The sequence below is a fragment of the Spirillospora sp. NPDC049024 genome, assembly GCF_040649235.1.
Classification (GTDB): domain Bacteria; phylum Actinomycetota; class Actinomycetes; order Streptosporangiales; family Streptosporangiaceae; genus Spirillospora.
Map to the genome: position 1 here is coordinate 45479 of NZ_JBEZFD010000036.1, position 15548 is coordinate 61026.

13 protein-coding genes are annotated in these 15548 nt (G+C 74.8%); 9 read left to right on the plus strand and 4 right to left on the minus strand.

What is annotated here, in order from left to right:
* Window positions 1-11 precede the first annotated feature (11 nt).
* The 3 genes from AB0C21_RS40735 to AB0C21_RS40745 all read left to right on the plus strand — a co-directional run bounded on the left by AB0C21_RS40735 (window position 12) and on the right by AB0C21_RS40745 (window position 3072).
* Window positions 12-839: an IclR family transcriptional regulator gene (locus AB0C21_RS40735; RefSeq protein ID WP_500211624.1), complete on the plus strand. Its 828-nt coding sequence runs from the start codon at window positions 12-14 to the stop codon at window positions 837-839.
* Window positions 840-890: 51 nt separating this feature from the next.
* The gene (locus AB0C21_RS40740; protein WP_500211625.1) at window positions 891-2048 is read left to right on the plus strand and encodes a 4-hydroxybenzoate 3-monooxygenase; all 1158 of its coding nucleotides are present in this window, start codon (window positions 891-893) and stop codon (window positions 2046-2048) included.
* A gap of 211 nt (window positions 2049-2259) precedes the next feature.
* Window positions 2260-3072 carry a phosphatase PAP2 family protein gene (locus AB0C21_RS40745; RefSeq protein WP_500211626.1) on the plus strand — a complete coding sequence of 271 codons (813 nt, stop codon included), beginning with the start codon at window positions 2260-2262 and terminating at the stop codon, window positions 3070-3072.
* On the opposite strand, the gene cphA is transcribed toward AB0C21_RS40745, so the two are convergent.
* The gene (gene cphA / locus AB0C21_RS40750) at window positions 3069-5708 is read right to left on the minus strand and encodes a cyanophycin synthetase (protein WP_500211627.1); all 2640 of its coding nucleotides are present in this window, start codon (window positions 5706-5708) and stop codon (window positions 3069-3071) included. The two genes, AB0C21_RS40745 and cphA, sit on opposite strands and share 4 nt — an antisense overlap.
* Window positions 5709-5710: 2 nt before the next feature.
* Window positions 5711-6544 (minus strand): cyanophycinase, encoded by an 834-nt coding sequence (locus AB0C21_RS40755; RefSeq protein ID WP_149258611.1) that lies wholly within the window; start codon window positions 6542-6544, stop codon window positions 5711-5713.
* Window positions 6545-6635: 91 nt separating this feature from the next.
* Here AB0C21_RS40755 and AB0C21_RS40760 point away from each other — a divergent pair, with 91 nt between their 5' ends.
* Both AB0C21_RS40760 and AB0C21_RS40765 read left to right on the plus strand, forming a co-directional pair.
* Window positions 6636-7286 carry a TetR/AcrR family transcriptional regulator gene (locus AB0C21_RS40760; RefSeq protein ID WP_500211629.1) on the plus strand — a complete coding sequence of 217 codons (651 nt, stop codon included), beginning with the start codon at window positions 6636-6638 and terminating at the stop codon, window positions 7284-7286.
* An 83-nt stretch (window positions 7287-7369) separates the two neighbouring features.
* A complete protein-coding gene (locus AB0C21_RS40765; protein WP_500211630.1) occupies window positions 7370-8746 on the plus strand; it encodes an ABC1 kinase family protein in 1377 nt (458 codons plus the stop codon).
* Between the two features lie 13 nt (window positions 8747-8759).
* Here the strand turns inward: AB0C21_RS40765 and AB0C21_RS40770 are convergent, their stop codons facing one another.
* Together AB0C21_RS40770 and AB0C21_RS40775 are read right to left on the minus strand one after the other, a co-directional pair.
* Window positions 8760-9605, minus strand: coding sequence for a siderophore-interacting protein (locus AB0C21_RS40770; RefSeq protein ID WP_500211631.1), 846 nt, complete (start codon window positions 9603-9605; stop codon window positions 8760-8762).
* Window positions 9606-9688: 83 nt separating this feature from the next.
* A complete protein-coding gene (locus AB0C21_RS40775) occupies window positions 9689-10828 on the minus strand; it encodes a serine hydrolase domain-containing protein (protein ID WP_500211632.1) in 1140 nt (379 codons plus the stop codon).
* Between the two features lie 219 nt (window positions 10829-11047).
* On the opposite strand from AB0C21_RS40775, the gene AB0C21_RS40780 reads away from it, so the two are divergent.
* From AB0C21_RS40780 to glpK, 4 genes are all read left to right on the plus strand, one after another.
* Window positions 11048-11821, plus strand: coding sequence for a cyclase family protein (locus AB0C21_RS40780; RefSeq protein WP_353822116.1), 774 nt, complete (start codon window positions 11048-11050; stop codon window positions 11819-11821).
* Window positions 11818-13494: a thiamine pyrophosphate-binding protein gene (locus AB0C21_RS40785; RefSeq protein ID WP_500211633.1), complete on the plus strand. Its 1677-nt coding sequence runs from the start codon at window positions 11818-11820 to the stop codon at window positions 13492-13494. Before AB0C21_RS40780 ends, AB0C21_RS40785 begins: the two co-directional genes overlap by 4 nt.
* Window positions 13495-13577: 83 nt before the next feature.
* Entirely contained in the window at window positions 13578-14420 is an 843-nt protein-coding gene (locus tag AB0C21_RS40790; protein WP_500211635.1) for an MIP/aquaporin family protein, read from the plus strand.
* Between the two features lie 34 nt (window positions 14421-14454).
* On the plus strand, window positions 14455-15548 hold a 1094-nt coding region (gene glpK, locus AB0C21_RS40795; protein ID WP_500211636.1), incomplete at its 3' end, for a glycerol kinase GlpK.

The window sequence follows — 15548 nt, forward strand, 5'->3', positions numbered from 1 at the left end:
GGAGGGGCCACGTGGCAGAGGACACCGGGAAAGAGGGCGGAGCCGAACGGGCGCGGCCGGTCAGCGTGGCGGGCAAGGTGATGGCCATCCTCAACGCCTTCGCGCAGGGCGGCGTCCGGCTCACCCTGAGCGAGATCTGCCGCCGCGCCGGCCTGCCGCTGGCGACCGGCCACCGGCTCGTCGGGGAGCTGGCCGGCGGGGGGTTCCTGGAGCGGGTCCCCGACGGCACGTACCGCATCGGCACCCGGCTGTGGCGCATCGGCAGCCAGGCCCCGGCGGTCACCGGCCTGCGGGAGCTGGCCCTCCCGCACATGGAGGACCTGTACGAGGCCACCCACGACAACGTCCAGCTCGGCGTGCTCCGCGACGCGCGGGTGCTGATCGTGGAGCGGCTGCGCGGGACGCGGTCGGTGCCGGTCGTGACCCAGGTCGGCGCGACGCTGCCGCTGCACACCACCGGCGTCGGGAAGGTGCTGCTGGCGTTCGCGCCGCCGGCGGTGCGGGAGGAGGTCCTGGCCGGCGAGCTGCCCCGGTACGCGGCGCGCTCCATCACCGACCCGGCCGAGCTGCGGCGCTGCGTCGAGCAGGTCCGCCGCTCCGGCTACGCGGTGACCCGCGACGAGATGACGCTCGGCGCGTCGTCGGTCGGCGCCCCCGTGCGGGACGGCGCGGGCGAGGTGGTCGCGGCGATGTCGCTGGTGTCGAGCACCCGCAGCGCCGACCTGCGGCGGCTGCTGCCGCCGCTGACGACCGCGGTCCGCGCCCTGTCCCGGGACGTGGCGGCGCACTGGAGCGGACACTCCGAAAGCTTTTCCGTTGAGCGGAATTCCGGCGCTTGAACCTGCGGTGACGTCCGCGAACATGCGGGCGGACCCACACGAGGAGGATCGATGCGTACCCAGGTCGCGATCATCGGCGGAGGCCCCGCGGGACTGCTGCTGTCGCACCTGCTCCACCTCCAGGGGATCGACTCGGTCGTCCTGGAGAGGCGCGACCGCGACTACGTGGAGCATCGGCAGCGGGCCGGGATGCTGGAGCAGGGCACGACCGACGTGCTGCGCGAGAGCGGCGTGGGGGAGCGGCTCGACCGCGAGGGCCTCGTCCACCACGGGCTGGAGCTGCGGTTCGGCGGCGCGGGGCACCGGATCCCGCTGACCGGGCTCACCGGCCGGACCGTGACCGTCTACGCGCAGACCGAGATCGTCAAGGACCTGGTCGCCCGCCGGCTGGCCGACGGCGGCGACGTGCGTTTCGAGGCGGAGGTCGTCGCCCTGGACGCCTCGGCGCCGAGCGTGGTCTTCCGCAGCGGCGGGCGGACCAGCACGCTCGACTGCGACTACATCGCCGGCTGCGACGGGTTCCACGGCGTCAGCCGGCCGGCGGTCCCGGGGCTGCGGACGTTCGAGCGCGACTACCCCTTCGCCTGGCTCGGGATCCTCGCCGACGTCCCGCCCTCCACCGACGAGCTGATCTACGCCAACCACGACCGCGGGTTCGCGCTGCACAGCCTGCGCTCGCCGCACGTCAGCCGCCTCTACCTCCAGGTGCCGCCGGACGAGGACATCGCCGCGTGGCCCGACGCCCGGATCTGGGACGAGCTGGCGGCGCGGTTCGCGACGGACGACGGCTGGAGGCTGCGCGAGGGCCCGGTCACCGACAAGTCGATCACGCCGATGCGCAGCTTCGTGGCCGAGCCGCTGCGGCACGACCGGCTGTTCCTCGCCGGGGACGCGGGCCACATCGTCCCGCCGACGGGGGCGAAGGGCCTCAACCTCGCGGTGTCGGACGTGACCGTCCTGGCGCGGGCGTTCGCCGACCGGTACGCCTCGGGATCGCACACGCTGCTGGACGGCTACTCCGACGCGTGCCTGCGGCGGGTGTGGCGGGCCGAGCACTTCTCGTACTGGATGACCACGCTGCTGCACGCCGACCCGGCCGCGACCGCCTTCGAGCGCCGGCTCCAGCGCTCCCACCTGGACTACGTTGTCTCCTCGGAGGCGGCCATGACCTCGCTGGCGGAGAACTACACCGGCCTTCCCCTCGACTAGCCGCGCGGGGGCGGGGCGCCCGGTGAGAGGCACGTCACCTAAATTGGCAGCCTCTGAATTTTTGCCAACCAGGCAAGTTCGGTCTACGGTGGGACTTCCCCATGCGGACGCGGAAGGTGAGAGGCTTCGGCATCCGCTCGACGACGCCGCCCGGCCGGACGGCGTCCGCGAGCCCGCCCCCCCGCCCGGCCCCCGCCGGCGCGGAAGACCCGTGAAGGACAGCGCAGTGAGCCTCCTCGACCAGCCGCCCCGGCCGGCCGGCGCCTTATCGCGACTGCGCAGGCCCGGACCCGCCGGCTCGGCCGGGGGACGGCCCGGCGGCCGGCCGCGGCCCGTCCGCGAGCTGCTGCTGATCATCGTGCTGTTCGCCGCCTACAAGCTCGGGCGGCTGCTGGCGGACGGGCGGGTGAGCGAGGCGTTCGACAACGCCCACCGCGTCCTGCGCCTCGAACGCGTCCTCGGCCTGCCCGACGAGGTCGCCGTCCAGCACGGCCTGCTGCACAGCCAGACCCTCGTGCACGCGGCCAACGCCTACTACGCCGGCGTGCACTTCCCGGCGGCCGTGCTGTTCCTGCTCTGGGTCTACCTGCGGCGGCCCGCCCACTACCGGTGGGTGCGCCGGGTCCTCGTGGCGCTCACCGCCGCGGCGCTCGTCCTGCACCTGCTCGTGCCGCTGGCGCCGCCGCGCATGCTGCCCGCGACCGGGCTCATCGACACCGCCGCCCGGTACGGGCCGTCGGTGTACGGGGCGCCGCAGAGCGACACGATCGCCAACCAGTACGCGGCGATGCCGTCCCTGCACATCGGCTGGGCGGCCGTCATCGCGCTCGGCCTCATCGTCACGTCCCGGACGCGGTGGCGATGGCTCTGGCTCCTGCACCCGGTCGCGACGGTCGCCATCGTCGTCGGCACCGCCAACCACTACTGGCTGGACGGCATCGTGGTGCTGGCGCTGCTGACGGTCACCGCCCTGCTGCTGCGCCCGCCGCCGGCGGACGGTCCGATGGACGGGCCCGCGGGCTAGCCGGCGGGCTCGGCGCCCAGCGTCTCGAGCAGTTCGACCACGGGCTGGAGCTTCTCGTACAGCAGCAGGACGGGCTCGCCCGGCTCCGCCATGTCCAGCGCCGAGGTCAGCGCTCCCTTCAGGTCGCCCGCCGGGTGGTGGCGCACGTCCGGGCGGGCCTCCCGCAGCCCCTTGACGATCAGCCGGGTCATCTCGCCCGAGCGGCGCCCCCGCAGGTCCTCGTCCTCGTAGACGACGACGCGGTCGAAGGAGCCCGCCAGCGCCCGGGCGGTCTCGCCCACCAGCTCGTCGGAGCGGTCGCCCGGCAGCGTCACCGCCGCGACCCCCGGCCCGCCCCAGCGCCGCTCGACGAACGCGCCCACCGCCGCGACCGCCGCCGGGTTGTGCGCGTAGTCGACCAGGACCGGGTTGGCGCCGACCTGGTACACGCAGCCCCGGCCCGGGTTGCGGGTGTGCGGGTCGAACGAGCGCAGCGCCCGCGCCAGGACCTCCACCGGGACGCCGAGGGCGCGGGCGGCGGCCGACGCGGCGAGCGCGTTGGCGATCACGTGCCGGGCGTGCCCGCCGAACGAGCCCGCCACCTCCGCGGCCGGCAGGATCGGGGTCCGGCGGTCGCCGCGCGCCTCGGTCAGCCACCCGTCCCGCACGCAGTAGCCGACCCCGCCGCCGCGCAGGTGCTCCGCGAGGACGGGGGCGTCGGGGGACAGCGCGAACAGGCGCAGCACCGGGTCGCGCTCGCGGACCCCCGGCCGCTCGGCGAGCCCCGCCGACGCCTCGTCCTCGGCGTTGAGGACCACGTGGCCGCCGCGCCGGATCTCCTCGGCGACCAGCGACTTGATGTCGACCAGGTCCTCCAGGCACTCGGTGTCGTCCACGCCGAGATGGTCGCGGGTGATGTTGGTGACGACCGCGACGTCGGCGCGGTCGTAGCCGAGGCCGCGCCGCACGATGCCGCCCCGCGCGGTCTCCAGCACGGCCGCCTCCACCGACCGGTCGCCGAGCACCATCTCCGCCGAGCGCGGCCCGGACGCGTCGGACCGGTGGACGAGGCGCCCGCCCACGTGGACGCCCTCGGTGCTGGTCATGCCGGTCCGCCGCCCGTCCAGCTCCAGCATGTGGGCGATCATCCGGACGGTCGTGGTCTTGCCGTTGGTGCCGGTCACCGACACGATCGGCACCCGCGACGGCGTCCCCTCCGGGTACAGCAGGCCGATGATGTCGGCCGCGACGTCCCGTCCCGCGCCCTCGTGCGGCGCCAGGTGCATCCGCAGGCCCGGCGCGGCGTTGACCTCCAGGATCCCGGCGGCGCCGTGCTCGGCGGGCGGCGGGGAGGCGATGTCGGGCAGCCGCAGGTCGATGCCGCACACGTCCATGCCGACGGCCCCGGCGGCCCGCACGCACATCGCGGCGACCTCCGGGTGGACGTCCGCGGTGACGTCCCGGCTGGTGCCGCCGGTGGACAGGTTCGCGTTGCGGCGCAGCCAGACCCGCTCCCCGGCGGCGGGCACCGACTCCGGGCCGTGCCCCTGCCGCGCCAGCAGCGCCAGCTCGGTGGGGCCGAGGACGAGCCGGGTGAGCGGCCGGTCGTGGCCCTCGCCGCGCGCCGGGTCGGCGTTGACCCGCTCCACCAGCGCCGCCACCGGGGCCGACCCGTCGCCGGTCACGCACGCGGCGGTCAGCTCGGCCGCCGCCGCGACCCGGCCGCCGACGACCAGCACCCGGTAGTCCTTGCCCGGGATGTAGCTCTCGACGAGGACCTCGCCGCCGTCCCCGGCCGCCGAGGCGAACGCGGCCACCACCTCCGGCGGCGTGGTCAGCTCGATGTGGACGCCCTCGCCCTGGTGCCCCGCCAGCGGCTTGACGACCACCGGGCCGCCGACGGCGCGCAGCGCCTCCAGCGCCTCGCCCGGGGACGCCGCGACCCGGCCCTCCGGCACGGGCAGGCCGGCGTCGGCGAGCAGGCGGTGCGCGAGCCGCTTGTCGCCCGCGACCTCCATCCCGATCGCCGAGGTGGCGTCGGTCATCGCCGCCCACACCGTCCGGCGGTACCGCCCGTACCCCAGCTTCAGCAGGTTGAGCCCCCCGACCCGGCGCACCGGCACGCCCCGCTCGCGCGCCGCGCGCGCCAGCGCCGCCGTGCTCACCCCGAGCCGCTCCTGCTCGTGGACGGCGGCGACGGCGGCCAGGTCGGCGGAGGCGTCGGGGACGCGCCCGGCGAGCGCCCCGTTGACGATCCGCACCGCCAGCGTGATCAGGCGCTCCACCACCGGGCTCGCGGACGGCTCGTCGCGCGGGCACTCCAGGATCACGTCGTACTCGGCGGGGCCGCCCGCGCGCACGGTGCGGCCGAAGAACACCTCGCGGCCGATCAGCCCGGACAGCTCCAGCGTGACGTGCTCGGTGACGTGGCCGAAGTAGGTGCCGCGCGCCATCGCCTCCAGCAGCCCGCCAGGGCGGCCCGCCGAGCAGTGGTGGCCGGCCAGGCCGGGCAGCGCGTCGACGAGCCGCCCGGCGAAGCCGGGGTGGTCGGTGGTCTCGTGGCCGGTCAGGCCCTGCAGGTCCAGCCGCGCGATCGCGACCGGCCGGGACAGGTAGACGTTCGGGCCGCCGAGGCGGCGCACATGGTCGAGCCGCACCGCTACCCCTCCTCCGGGCCGCGCATGTCGCCGATCGCCGGGAGCCGGTCGTTCATCTGGAACGCGCATCCGGCCGGCAGCAGGTGCAGCGACACGTCGAGCATGGCCATCGGCTCGTCGTCGGAGGCGGCGTAGGCGACCGTCGCCTGCCCCGCGTCCACGACCGTGACCACGCCCGTCCCGACGACCTCGAACCGCCCGTCGCCCACCACGATCGCCGTGTCCTCGTCGATCCCCACGCCGAGCAGCCGGGTGTCCAGCGCTATCCCGCTCATCAGCCGCGGCAGCCGCCCCCGCTCGTTGAAGTGCATGTCGATCAGCACGTTGTCGAGCAGGCCGAGCCCCGGGCCGACCTTCACGCTGGACGCGGCGACCTCGTGGCCGCGGCCGCCGAGGATCATCCAGGGGCCCATGGCGGTGGCGCCGGCGCTCGTGCCGGCGATCACCAGGCCCTCCTGGCCGAGCCGGCGCTTGAGCAGCTCGTTGGTCTTCGAGCCGACCAGGGTGCGGATCCGAGACTGGTCGCCGCCGCTGAACAGCACCCCGGTCGCGGTCTCCAGCGCCCGCAGCGTGGCCGCGTCGTCGGCCGCCGCGCGGCCGAGCAGCCGCAGTTCGCGCACCGAGGAGACGCCGAGCCGCCCGAACACGGCGGTGTACTCGTCGGCGACCTCCTCGGGCACCTCCGTCGCCGTGGTGATGACGACGATCCGCGCATCCTCGTCGCCCGCCAGCTCGACGAACGTCTCCAGCGGGCCAGAGCCGCAGACCCGGTTCTCCGCTCCACCGATGATCAGCAGCCGGCCCTTGCGTCCGGCGCCCCCGTGTTTGTGGTTCACACCTGCTAGCTACCCCCGATAACCGCCTGTAGTCGCGCGAACGCGACAAGTCATGGGATGGGCAGTGCGGCGGCTGTGCCATGCTGGGCTGATGAGCGGCCCCGTTCCCGCCGGCGACGCCTTCCGCCAGGCGTCCGGCGCGACCCGCTCGCCCTCGCACCAGGGCGGCCGCGCCGCCGCGCTGGCCGCCGCGTCCGCCCACTACCTGCGGGGCGAGCCGATCGACATGTCGGCGCTCGCCGCCGAGCTGGGCGTCGGGCGCGCCACCCTCTACCGGTGGGTCGGCAGCCGGGAGCAGCTCCTCGGCGCCCTGCTCGGGGAGATGACCGAGCGCACCTACCGGGTCGCCGCGCGCGGCGTCGGCGGCGCCGGCGCCGAGCGGATCCTCACCCTGCTCGACCGGTTCATGCGCGCGGTGGTGGACGCCGGGCCGCTGAAGGCGTTCACCGAGCGCGAGCCCCGCCTGTTCGTCAGGCTGGCCACCATGCCCGGCACCATCGAGGACCGCGCCACCGAGCTGCTGACCGCGGAGCTGCAGGCGGAGATCGACCGCGGCGCGCTGCGCACCCGGCTGCCGACCCGCACGCTCGCCCAGGCGATCGTCAGGGTCGCCGACTCCTTCATGTACGCGCACTACCTGGGCGGGAACCGGCCGGAGATCGAGCAGGCCCTGGAGGTCGTGGAGCTGCTGCTGCGCCCCTGCCCGGGCGGCGGGGAATCACCGGGCGCGGCGGGACGCTGAAGAGTAGTCGGGGTGTGGCCGTTTCGCGGCCTTGCTCCCCATGAGAGGCTGAAGTCATTGGACGCATCGTCGAAAGAGGGGCCGTGAGCGACATCCCCCGCCGCGCGGTGACGCGGACCGCGAAGCTGGCGACCCTCCCGCTCGGGTTCGCCGGGCGCACCGCCCTCGGGTTCGGCAAGCGGACCATCGGCCGCCCCGCCGAGGCCGTGGCGCTGGAGGTCCAGCGCCGCACCGCCGAGCAGCTGTTCGCCGTGCTCGGCGAGCTGAAGGGCGGCGCCATGAAGGTCGGGCAGCTGCTGTCGATCTTCGAGGCCGGGCTGCCCGAGGAGGTCGCCGGCCCGTTCCGCGCCAGCCTGACCCGCCTGCAGGAGGCGGCGCCGCCCATGCCCGCCGCCACGACGCACCGCGTCCTCGCCGAGGGCCTCGGGCCGGACTGGCGGGAGATGTTCGCCGAGTTCGACGACCGCCCGGCCGCCGCGGCGTCCATCGGCCAGGTCCACAAGGCCGTCTGGCACGACGGCCGCACCGTCGCGGTCAAGGTCCAGTACCCCGGCGCCGCCCAGGCCCTGATGAGCGACTTCAACCAGATCTCCCGGCTCAGCCGCCTGGTCACGCCGCTGTTCCCCGGTGTGGAGGTCAAGCCGATCGTCGCCGACCTCAAGCGCCGCCTGGAGAAGGAGCTCGACTACGTCGACGAGGCCCGCGCCCAGACCGCCTTCCACGAGGCCTACGCCGACGCCCCCGACTTCGTCGTCCCCGCCGTCGTCGCCCAGTCGGGCCACGTGCTGGTCACCGAGTGGCTGGGCGGCACTCCGCTCGCCAAGGTGATCGCCGAGGGCGACCAGGAGAGCCGCGACCGCGCCGGGCTGCTGCTGTTCCGGTTCCTGCTGTCCGGCCCGGTCCGCTGCGAGATGATCCACATCGACCCGCACCCGGGCAACTTCCGGCTGCTGGACGACGGCCGCCTCGGCGTCATGGACTTCGGCGGCGCCGCCCGCGTCCCGGCCGAGCTCCAGTGGTCGATCGGGCGCCTCACGCGCATCGGCACCCTCGGGGACCCCGACGACATCGTGGACGCGCTGTTCGAGGAGGGCTTCCTCGTCGGGGACGCCGAGGTCGACCCCGAGGAGGTCGCCGCCCTCGTCGCCCCGCACGCGGCCCCGTTCGCCGTGGAGCGCTTCCGCTACTCGCGCGAGTGGCTGCGCGAGCAGACCGCCCGCGGGCTCGGCCTCGCCTCCGACCTGCGGCCCGGCGCGCTCGCCCGCGCGCTCCGCCTCCCGCCGCAGTACCTCGCCGTCAGCCGCGCCCTGTCCGGCTGCGGCGGCGTCCTCTGCCAGCTGGAGGCCGAGGGCGCCTTCCGCGCCGAGGCCGAACGCTGGCTGCCCGGGTTCGCCACCGACGCCGACACCGACACCGACACCGATCCCGATCTGGACGACCAGGCCCAGGTCACCGCCTGAGCCCGGGCGGCGGTCAGCCGAGCGCCTCGGCCTCCTCCTGCTCCACCTGCCGGTTCCAGTCGCGCTTGCCGGACTGCCAGCCGTCCTCGTCGCGGCCGCGCCGCCAGTAGCCGGAGATCGACAGCCGGTCGAGGGGGATGCCCCGCTCGACGCGCAGGTGGCGGCGGAGGGCCTTGACGAGGTTGGCCTCGCCGTGGACGAAGGCGTGCACCTCGCCGTCCGGGAAGTCGAGCTTCTGGACGGCCTCGACCAGCAGGTCGCCGACCCGGCCGCCGCCCCGGTGCAGCCAGACGACCTCCGCGTCGCCGGGCGTGCGCAGGTCCTGCTCCTCCTCGGGCCCGGCGACCTCGACGAACGCGCGGACGGGGGCGCCCTCCGGGACGCGCTCCAGCGAGGCGGCGATCGCGGGCAGGGCGCTCTCGTCGCCGGCGAGCAGGTGCCAGCCGGCGTCCGCGCGGGGCGCGTAGGCGCCGCCCGGCCCGGTGAAGCAGATCTCCTCGCCCGGCCGGGCGCTCGCCGCCCACGGACCGGCGAGGCCCTTGTCGCCGTGGTGGACGAAGTCGATCGTCAGCTCGCGCGCCCCGGCGTCCCACGCGCGGACGGTGTAGGTGCGGGTGCTCGGCCACTGCTCGCGCGGCATCTCGGCGCGGACCCGCTCCATGTCGAAGGGCTCGGGGTAGGCGACGCCCGGCCGGGGGAACAGCAGCTTCACGTAGTGGTCGGTGAACTCGCCCGCGCCGAACTCCGAGAGCCCGTCGCCGCCGAGGACCACGCGGATCATGTGCGGTGTGAGGCGCTCGGTGCGCAGCACCGTCCCCCGGTGGAGCCTGCGTCCCCTGCGTGCCGGTTCCGTCGCCATACGGTCCCCTTCGATGATCCGGATCACCCTTAGGGAACGCCAACCTCTGGCGCGTCCGGAATGTTCCCCCGGCCGGACGGCGGTCAGCCCGCCAGGGCCGGGCGGGCCGTGCGGGTCCGCGCGACCTCGGCGGCGACCGCCTCGAAGGCGGCGTCGGTCTCCTCCCCGGCGAGGACGGTCCCCAGCGTCGACTTCACGATGACGACGCCGTACCGGGGCGAGACCCAGATGAGCTGGCCGCCGAGGCCGTTGGCGGAGAAGTCGCCGTCCTCGCCGAGCCACCACTGCAGGCCGTACCCCTGGTTGAACGGGGCGGACGGCCGCGTCGACTCCGCCACCCAGGAGGCGGGGACGACCTGGCGCCCGTTCGCCCTGCCGCCGTTCAGGTACAGCAGGCCGAACCTCGCGAAGTCGCGGTCGGTGGCGTAGTAGCAGCAGTACCCCATGCTGTTGCCGTTGGAGTCGTTGCCCAGGTACGCCTTGGAGGCCATTCCGGCCGGGCCCCAGATCTTCCGCTGGACGTAGGAGTGGTAGGGGACGCCGGTCGCCTTGGCCACCACCCAGGAGAGGACGAACGAGTTCATGCTCGTGTACTCGAACCTCGTCCCGGGCTGCCATCCGCGCCTGCGCTGCTTGGCCAGCTCGGTCAGCGGGTGTCCGAGGCTCGCGGCGACGTGGACGAACGGCACGTCGTAGGTCTCCGCCCACTGGATGCCCGACGACATCCGCAGCAGGTCCCGCAGCGAGACGCCGTCGTACCCCGACCCCTTCAGCTCCGGGACGTACCGGGTGACCGGGTCGTCGATCGAGTCGATGAGGCCCTCGCCGAGCGCGATGCCGACCGCCGCCGAGGTGAACGACTTCGCCATCGACCACGACTGGAACAGGGTGCCGCGGTCGGCGGCGGCGTAGCGCTCGAAGACGACGTCGTCGCGGTCCAGGACGACGAATCCCTGCGTCCCGGTGCGGGCGAGGTAGTCGTCGAGGGTGTGCTCGCGGCCTTCGTAGGTGTAGGTGACCTTGAGCGGCCGGTGGGCCTCGTGCAGGCCGACGGGGTCGGACGAGGGGAGCAGCGGGTCGAAGCCGCGCGCCGCCTCGGTGACGCGGGCGGACGGCGCGGGCGGCGGCGCGGGCGCCGGGGGAGCGGCGTGCGCCGGGGGAGCGGCGAGGGCGGCGGTGGCGGCGGCTGCGGCGAGTGCGAGCGTCCAGGGCCTGCGGCGCATCGGACCTCCGTGGGGGGCGGGTTCGGCCGGGGTTCCGCCCCGATGGTGGGCGCCCCGCGCCGCCGCGTCCATGGTGCGGTGCGACGAAATCCGGCGGCGGACATGGCGTCGCGGCACAAAGGCCCGCGGCCTGCGTCCGGTGACCCTCCGAACACGGCCGTCTGCGGTACGTTCGACGGATTCGCGCGTCCACCCAGCCCCCGCGCCGCCGGAGGAACGATGTCCGTGCTCGCCCAGCTGCTCGCCGCCGTCGCCGACGGCTCCGTCGAGATCGTCGACCTGACCGCCCCGCTGTCGGAGCGGACCCCGATCCTGCGGCTGCCGGAGCCGTTCGCCAACACCGTCCCGTTCCGGCTGCGGGAGATCAGCCGGTACGACGACCGCGGGCCCGCCTGGTACTGGAACGACATCGAGACCGGCGAGCACGTCGGCACCCATTTCGACGCCCCGGTGCACTGGGCCACCGGCCGCGACGGGGAGGACGTCTCGCAGGTCCCGCCCGCCCGGCTCGTCGCCCCCGCCGTGGTGCTGGACGCGTCCGAGCGCGCCGCCGCCGACCCCGACTTCCTGCTGGAGATCGACCACGTCCGCGACTGGGAGGGCGAGCACGGCCCGCTCCCGGACGGCGGCTGGCTCCTCTACCGGACGGGCTGGGACGCCCGCGCCGGCGACCAGGACGCCTTCCTCAACGCCGACGAGAGCGGCCCGCACACGCCGGGGATCTCGGCCGAGTGCGCCCGGTGGCTCGCCGAGGAGACGCCCCTGCTCGGGCTCGGCGTGGAGACCGTGGGCACCGACGCGGGCGCCGCCCACGGCTTCGACCCGCCTTTCCCATGCCACTCCTACTTCCTCGGCGCGGGCAAGTACGGGCTCACCCAGCTGCGCGGCCTCGACCGGCTGCCGGCCCGCGGCGCCGTGCTGCTCGCCTCCCCGCTGCCGATCGTCGGCGGCTCGGGCAGCCCCGCCCGCGTGCTCGCGCTGATCGAGCGATGAACGTCGCCGAGGCCGTCGGGCAGGCCCTCGCGCGGTTCGGCGCCGGCACCGTCTTCGGGGTCGTCGGCAGCGGCAACTTCCACGTGACGAACGCCCTCGTGGCGAACGGCGCCCGGTTCGTCGCCGCCCGCCACGAGGCCGGCGCCGTGACGATGGCCGACGCGTACGCGCGGGTGGGCCGCGGCCTCGGGATCGCGACCGTCCACCAGGGGCCCGGCCTCACCAACGCGGTCACCGGCATGGCGGAGGCCGCCAAGAGCCGCACGCCGCTGGTGGTGGTCGCGGGCGAGGTGGCCGCCGCGGCGGTCCGCTCCAACTTCCGCGTCGACCAGGCGGCGATCGCCGCCGCGGTGGGCGCCGTCCCCGAGCGGGTCCACTCCCCGCAGACCGCCCTGGCCGACGTGGCGCGCGCCTGCCGGACGGCGGTCGCCGAGCGCCGCACCGTGCTGCTCGGGCTGCCGCTGGACGTGCAGGCCGCCGACCTGCCGGAGGCGGCGGCGCGGACGCCCGCGCGGGGCCGGCCGGGCCGGGTGCCGGCGCTGCCGGTGCCGCCGCCCGCCGCGGTCGGCGGCCTCGCCGACGCGCTCCAGGCGGCGGAGCGGCCGGTGTTCGTCGCGGGCCGCGGCGCGCGCCTGTCAGGCGCCCGCGACGCCCTCGCCGGCCTCGCCGAACGCTGCGGGGCGCTGCCCGCCACATCGGCGGTGGCGCGCGGCCTGTTCGCCGGCGACCCCTTCGCCCTGGACGTCAGCGGCGGGTTCGCCACGCCCGCCGCGGCCGAGCTGATCCGCGGCGCCGACCTGGTCGTCGCCTGGGGCTGCTCGCTCACCGGGTGGACGACGCGGCACGGCGCCCTCATCGGCCGGGACGCCGTGGTCGTGCAGGTCGACGTGGAGGCGCACGCGCTCGGCGCGCACCGCCCGGTCGACCTCGGCCTGATCGGCGACGCCGCGGAGACCGCCCGGGCCGTCTCCGCCGAGCTCGACGCGCGCGGGCACCGGGCCGCCGGGTACCGCACGCCCGAGGTCGCGGAGCGGCTCGCCCGCGAGGGCCGCTGGCAGGACGTCCCCTACGACGAGCATCCCGACGACGGCGAGGGCGGCCCCCGGATCGACCCGCGCACGCTGACGATCGCCCTGGACGGGATGCTGCCCCGCGAGCGCACGGTCGCCGTCGACTCGGGCAACTTCATGGGCTACCCGGCGATGTTCCTGGACGTCCCCGACGACGACGGCCTCGTGTTCACGCAGGCCTTCCAGTCGGTCGGGCTCGGTCTGGCCACCGCCATCGGCGCCGCCGCGGCCCGCCCGGACCGGCTCACCGTCGCCGCGCTCGGCGACGGCGGCGCGCTGATGTCGGTCGCGGAGCTGGAGACCGCCGTCCGGCTCGGGCTCGGGCTGCTCGTGCTCGTCTACGACGACGAGGCCTACGGGGCCGAGGTGCACCACTTCGGTCCGGGCGGGCATCCGCTCGGCACCGTCACGTTCCCGCCGGCCGACCTGGCCGCGATCGGGCGCGGGTTCGGCTGCGCGGCGGCGACGGTCCGCACCCGCGCCGACCTCGCGGCGGTGGCCGACTGGCTGGCGGGGCCGCGCGACCGGCCGATGGTGGTGGACGCCAAGACCACCCGCCGGTGCCCCTCGTGGTGGCTGGAGGACGCGTTCCGCGGTCATTAGATCACTCTGTGTAGGGCCGTCCTCCTTGGGAACGATCACGATCACGGCCCGCTGCGGCCCGCCCACACGCCCGAGGAGGAGAAATGACGCGAGGGCCGAGACTCCCCGAGATCGTCAGGGAGATGTCGGCGGAGTTCGCCGGCACGCTGATCCTGATCCTGTTCGGCGTGGGCGTCGTCGCCCAGGTCGTCGCAGCGAGCGGGCTCGGCGATCCGCAGAGCCTCGGCGACCACAACAGCATCGCCTGGGCCTGGGGCTTCGGCGTCACGCTCGGCGTGTACGTCGCGGCCCGGATCAGCGGTGGCCACCTCAACCCCGCCGTCACCGTCGCGCTCGCGGTGTTCCAGGGGTTTCCCTGGCGCAAGGTCCTGCCGTTCTGCTTCGCGCAGACGCTCGGCGCCTTCGTCGCCGCGCTGATCGTCCGGTGGGACTACAGCGAGATCCTGGCGAAGTTCGACCCCGGCCACACCCTCAAGACGCAGTTCGTGTTCTCCACCCTGCCGGGCAACGGCTCGCTTCCGGTCGGCACCTGGGGCGCGTTCCGCGACCAGGTGATCGGCACCGCCATCCTGCTGTTCCTCGTCCTCGCCCTCACCGACCCGCGCAACGCGCCGCCGCTGTCCAACCTGGCACCGCTGATCATCGGCCTCGTGGTGGTGGCGATCGGGATGGCGTTCGGCTCCGACGCCGGCTACGCGATCAACCCGGCCCGCGACTTCGGGCCCCGGCTCGCCCAGTACCTGACCGGCTACGACACCGCCTGGCGGGACCAGTACGGCGGGCTGTACTTCTGGGTGCCCATCGCCGCGCCGCTGATCGGCGGCGTGCTCGGCGCCGGACTGTTCCTCCTGCTCGTCGGGCGCAACCTCCCGGAGGAGGAGGGCGGCCTGCCCACCGAGCCGAAGCCGGAGTACGACGTCACCTGAGGTGCCCGTTCCCACGGGCGGAAAGGAAGAGTCCATGGCCGACTTCGTCGGAGCGCTCGACCAGGGCACGACCAGCACCCGATTCATGATCTTCGACCACGGCGGCAACGAGATCGCCCGCCACCAGCTCGAACACGAGCAGATCCTGCCCCAGGCCGGGTGGGTGGAGCACAACCCGACCGAGATCTGGGAGCGGACCCGCTCGGTGATCGAGAGCACGCTGAACAAGGCGAACCTCTCCCACGGCGACCTGGCCGCGTTCGGGATCACCAACCAGCGCGAGACGACCGTGGTGTGGAACCGGCGCACCGGGCGCCCCTACTACAACGCGATCGTCTGGCAGGACACCCGCACCGACCGCATCGCGTCCGCGCTCGACCGCGACGGCAGGGGAGGGATCATCCGGCACCGCGCCGGGCTGCCGCCCGCGACCTACTTCTCCGGCGGCAAGATCCAGTGGATCCTGGAGAACGTCGACGGCGTCCGCGAGGCCGCCGAGAACGGCGACGCCGTCTTCGGCAACATCGACACCTGGGTGTTGTGGAACCTCACCGGCGGGACGGACGGCGGCGTGCACGTCACCGACCCGACCAACGCCAGCCGCACCATGCTGATGGACCTGGAGACCCTCTCCTGGGACGACCAGCTCCTGTCGTTCTTCGGCATCCCGCGCTCCATGCTCCCGGAGATCAAGCCCTCCTCGGCCCCCGAGGCCTACGGCACGACCCGCGCGGGCGGCCCGCTCGGCGGCGAGGTCCCGCTCACCGGCATCCTCGGCGACCAGCAGGCGGCGACAGTGGGGCAGGTGTGCTTCTCGCCCGGCGAGGCCAAGAACACCTACGGCACCGGCAACTTCCTCCTGCTCAACACCGGCGAGGAACTCGTCCGCTCCAAGGCCGGGATGCTCACCACCGTCTGCTACAAGTTCGGCGACCACGCGCCCGTCTACGCGCTGGAGGGGTCGATCGCGGTGACGGGGTCGGCGGTGCAGTGGCTGCGCGACCAGCTCGGCATCATCTCCGGCGCCGCGCAGAGCGAGGCGCTGGCCCGGCAGGTCGACGACAACGGCGGCGTCTACTTCGTGCCCGCCTTCTCCGGCCTGTTCGCCCCCTACTGGCGATCGGACGC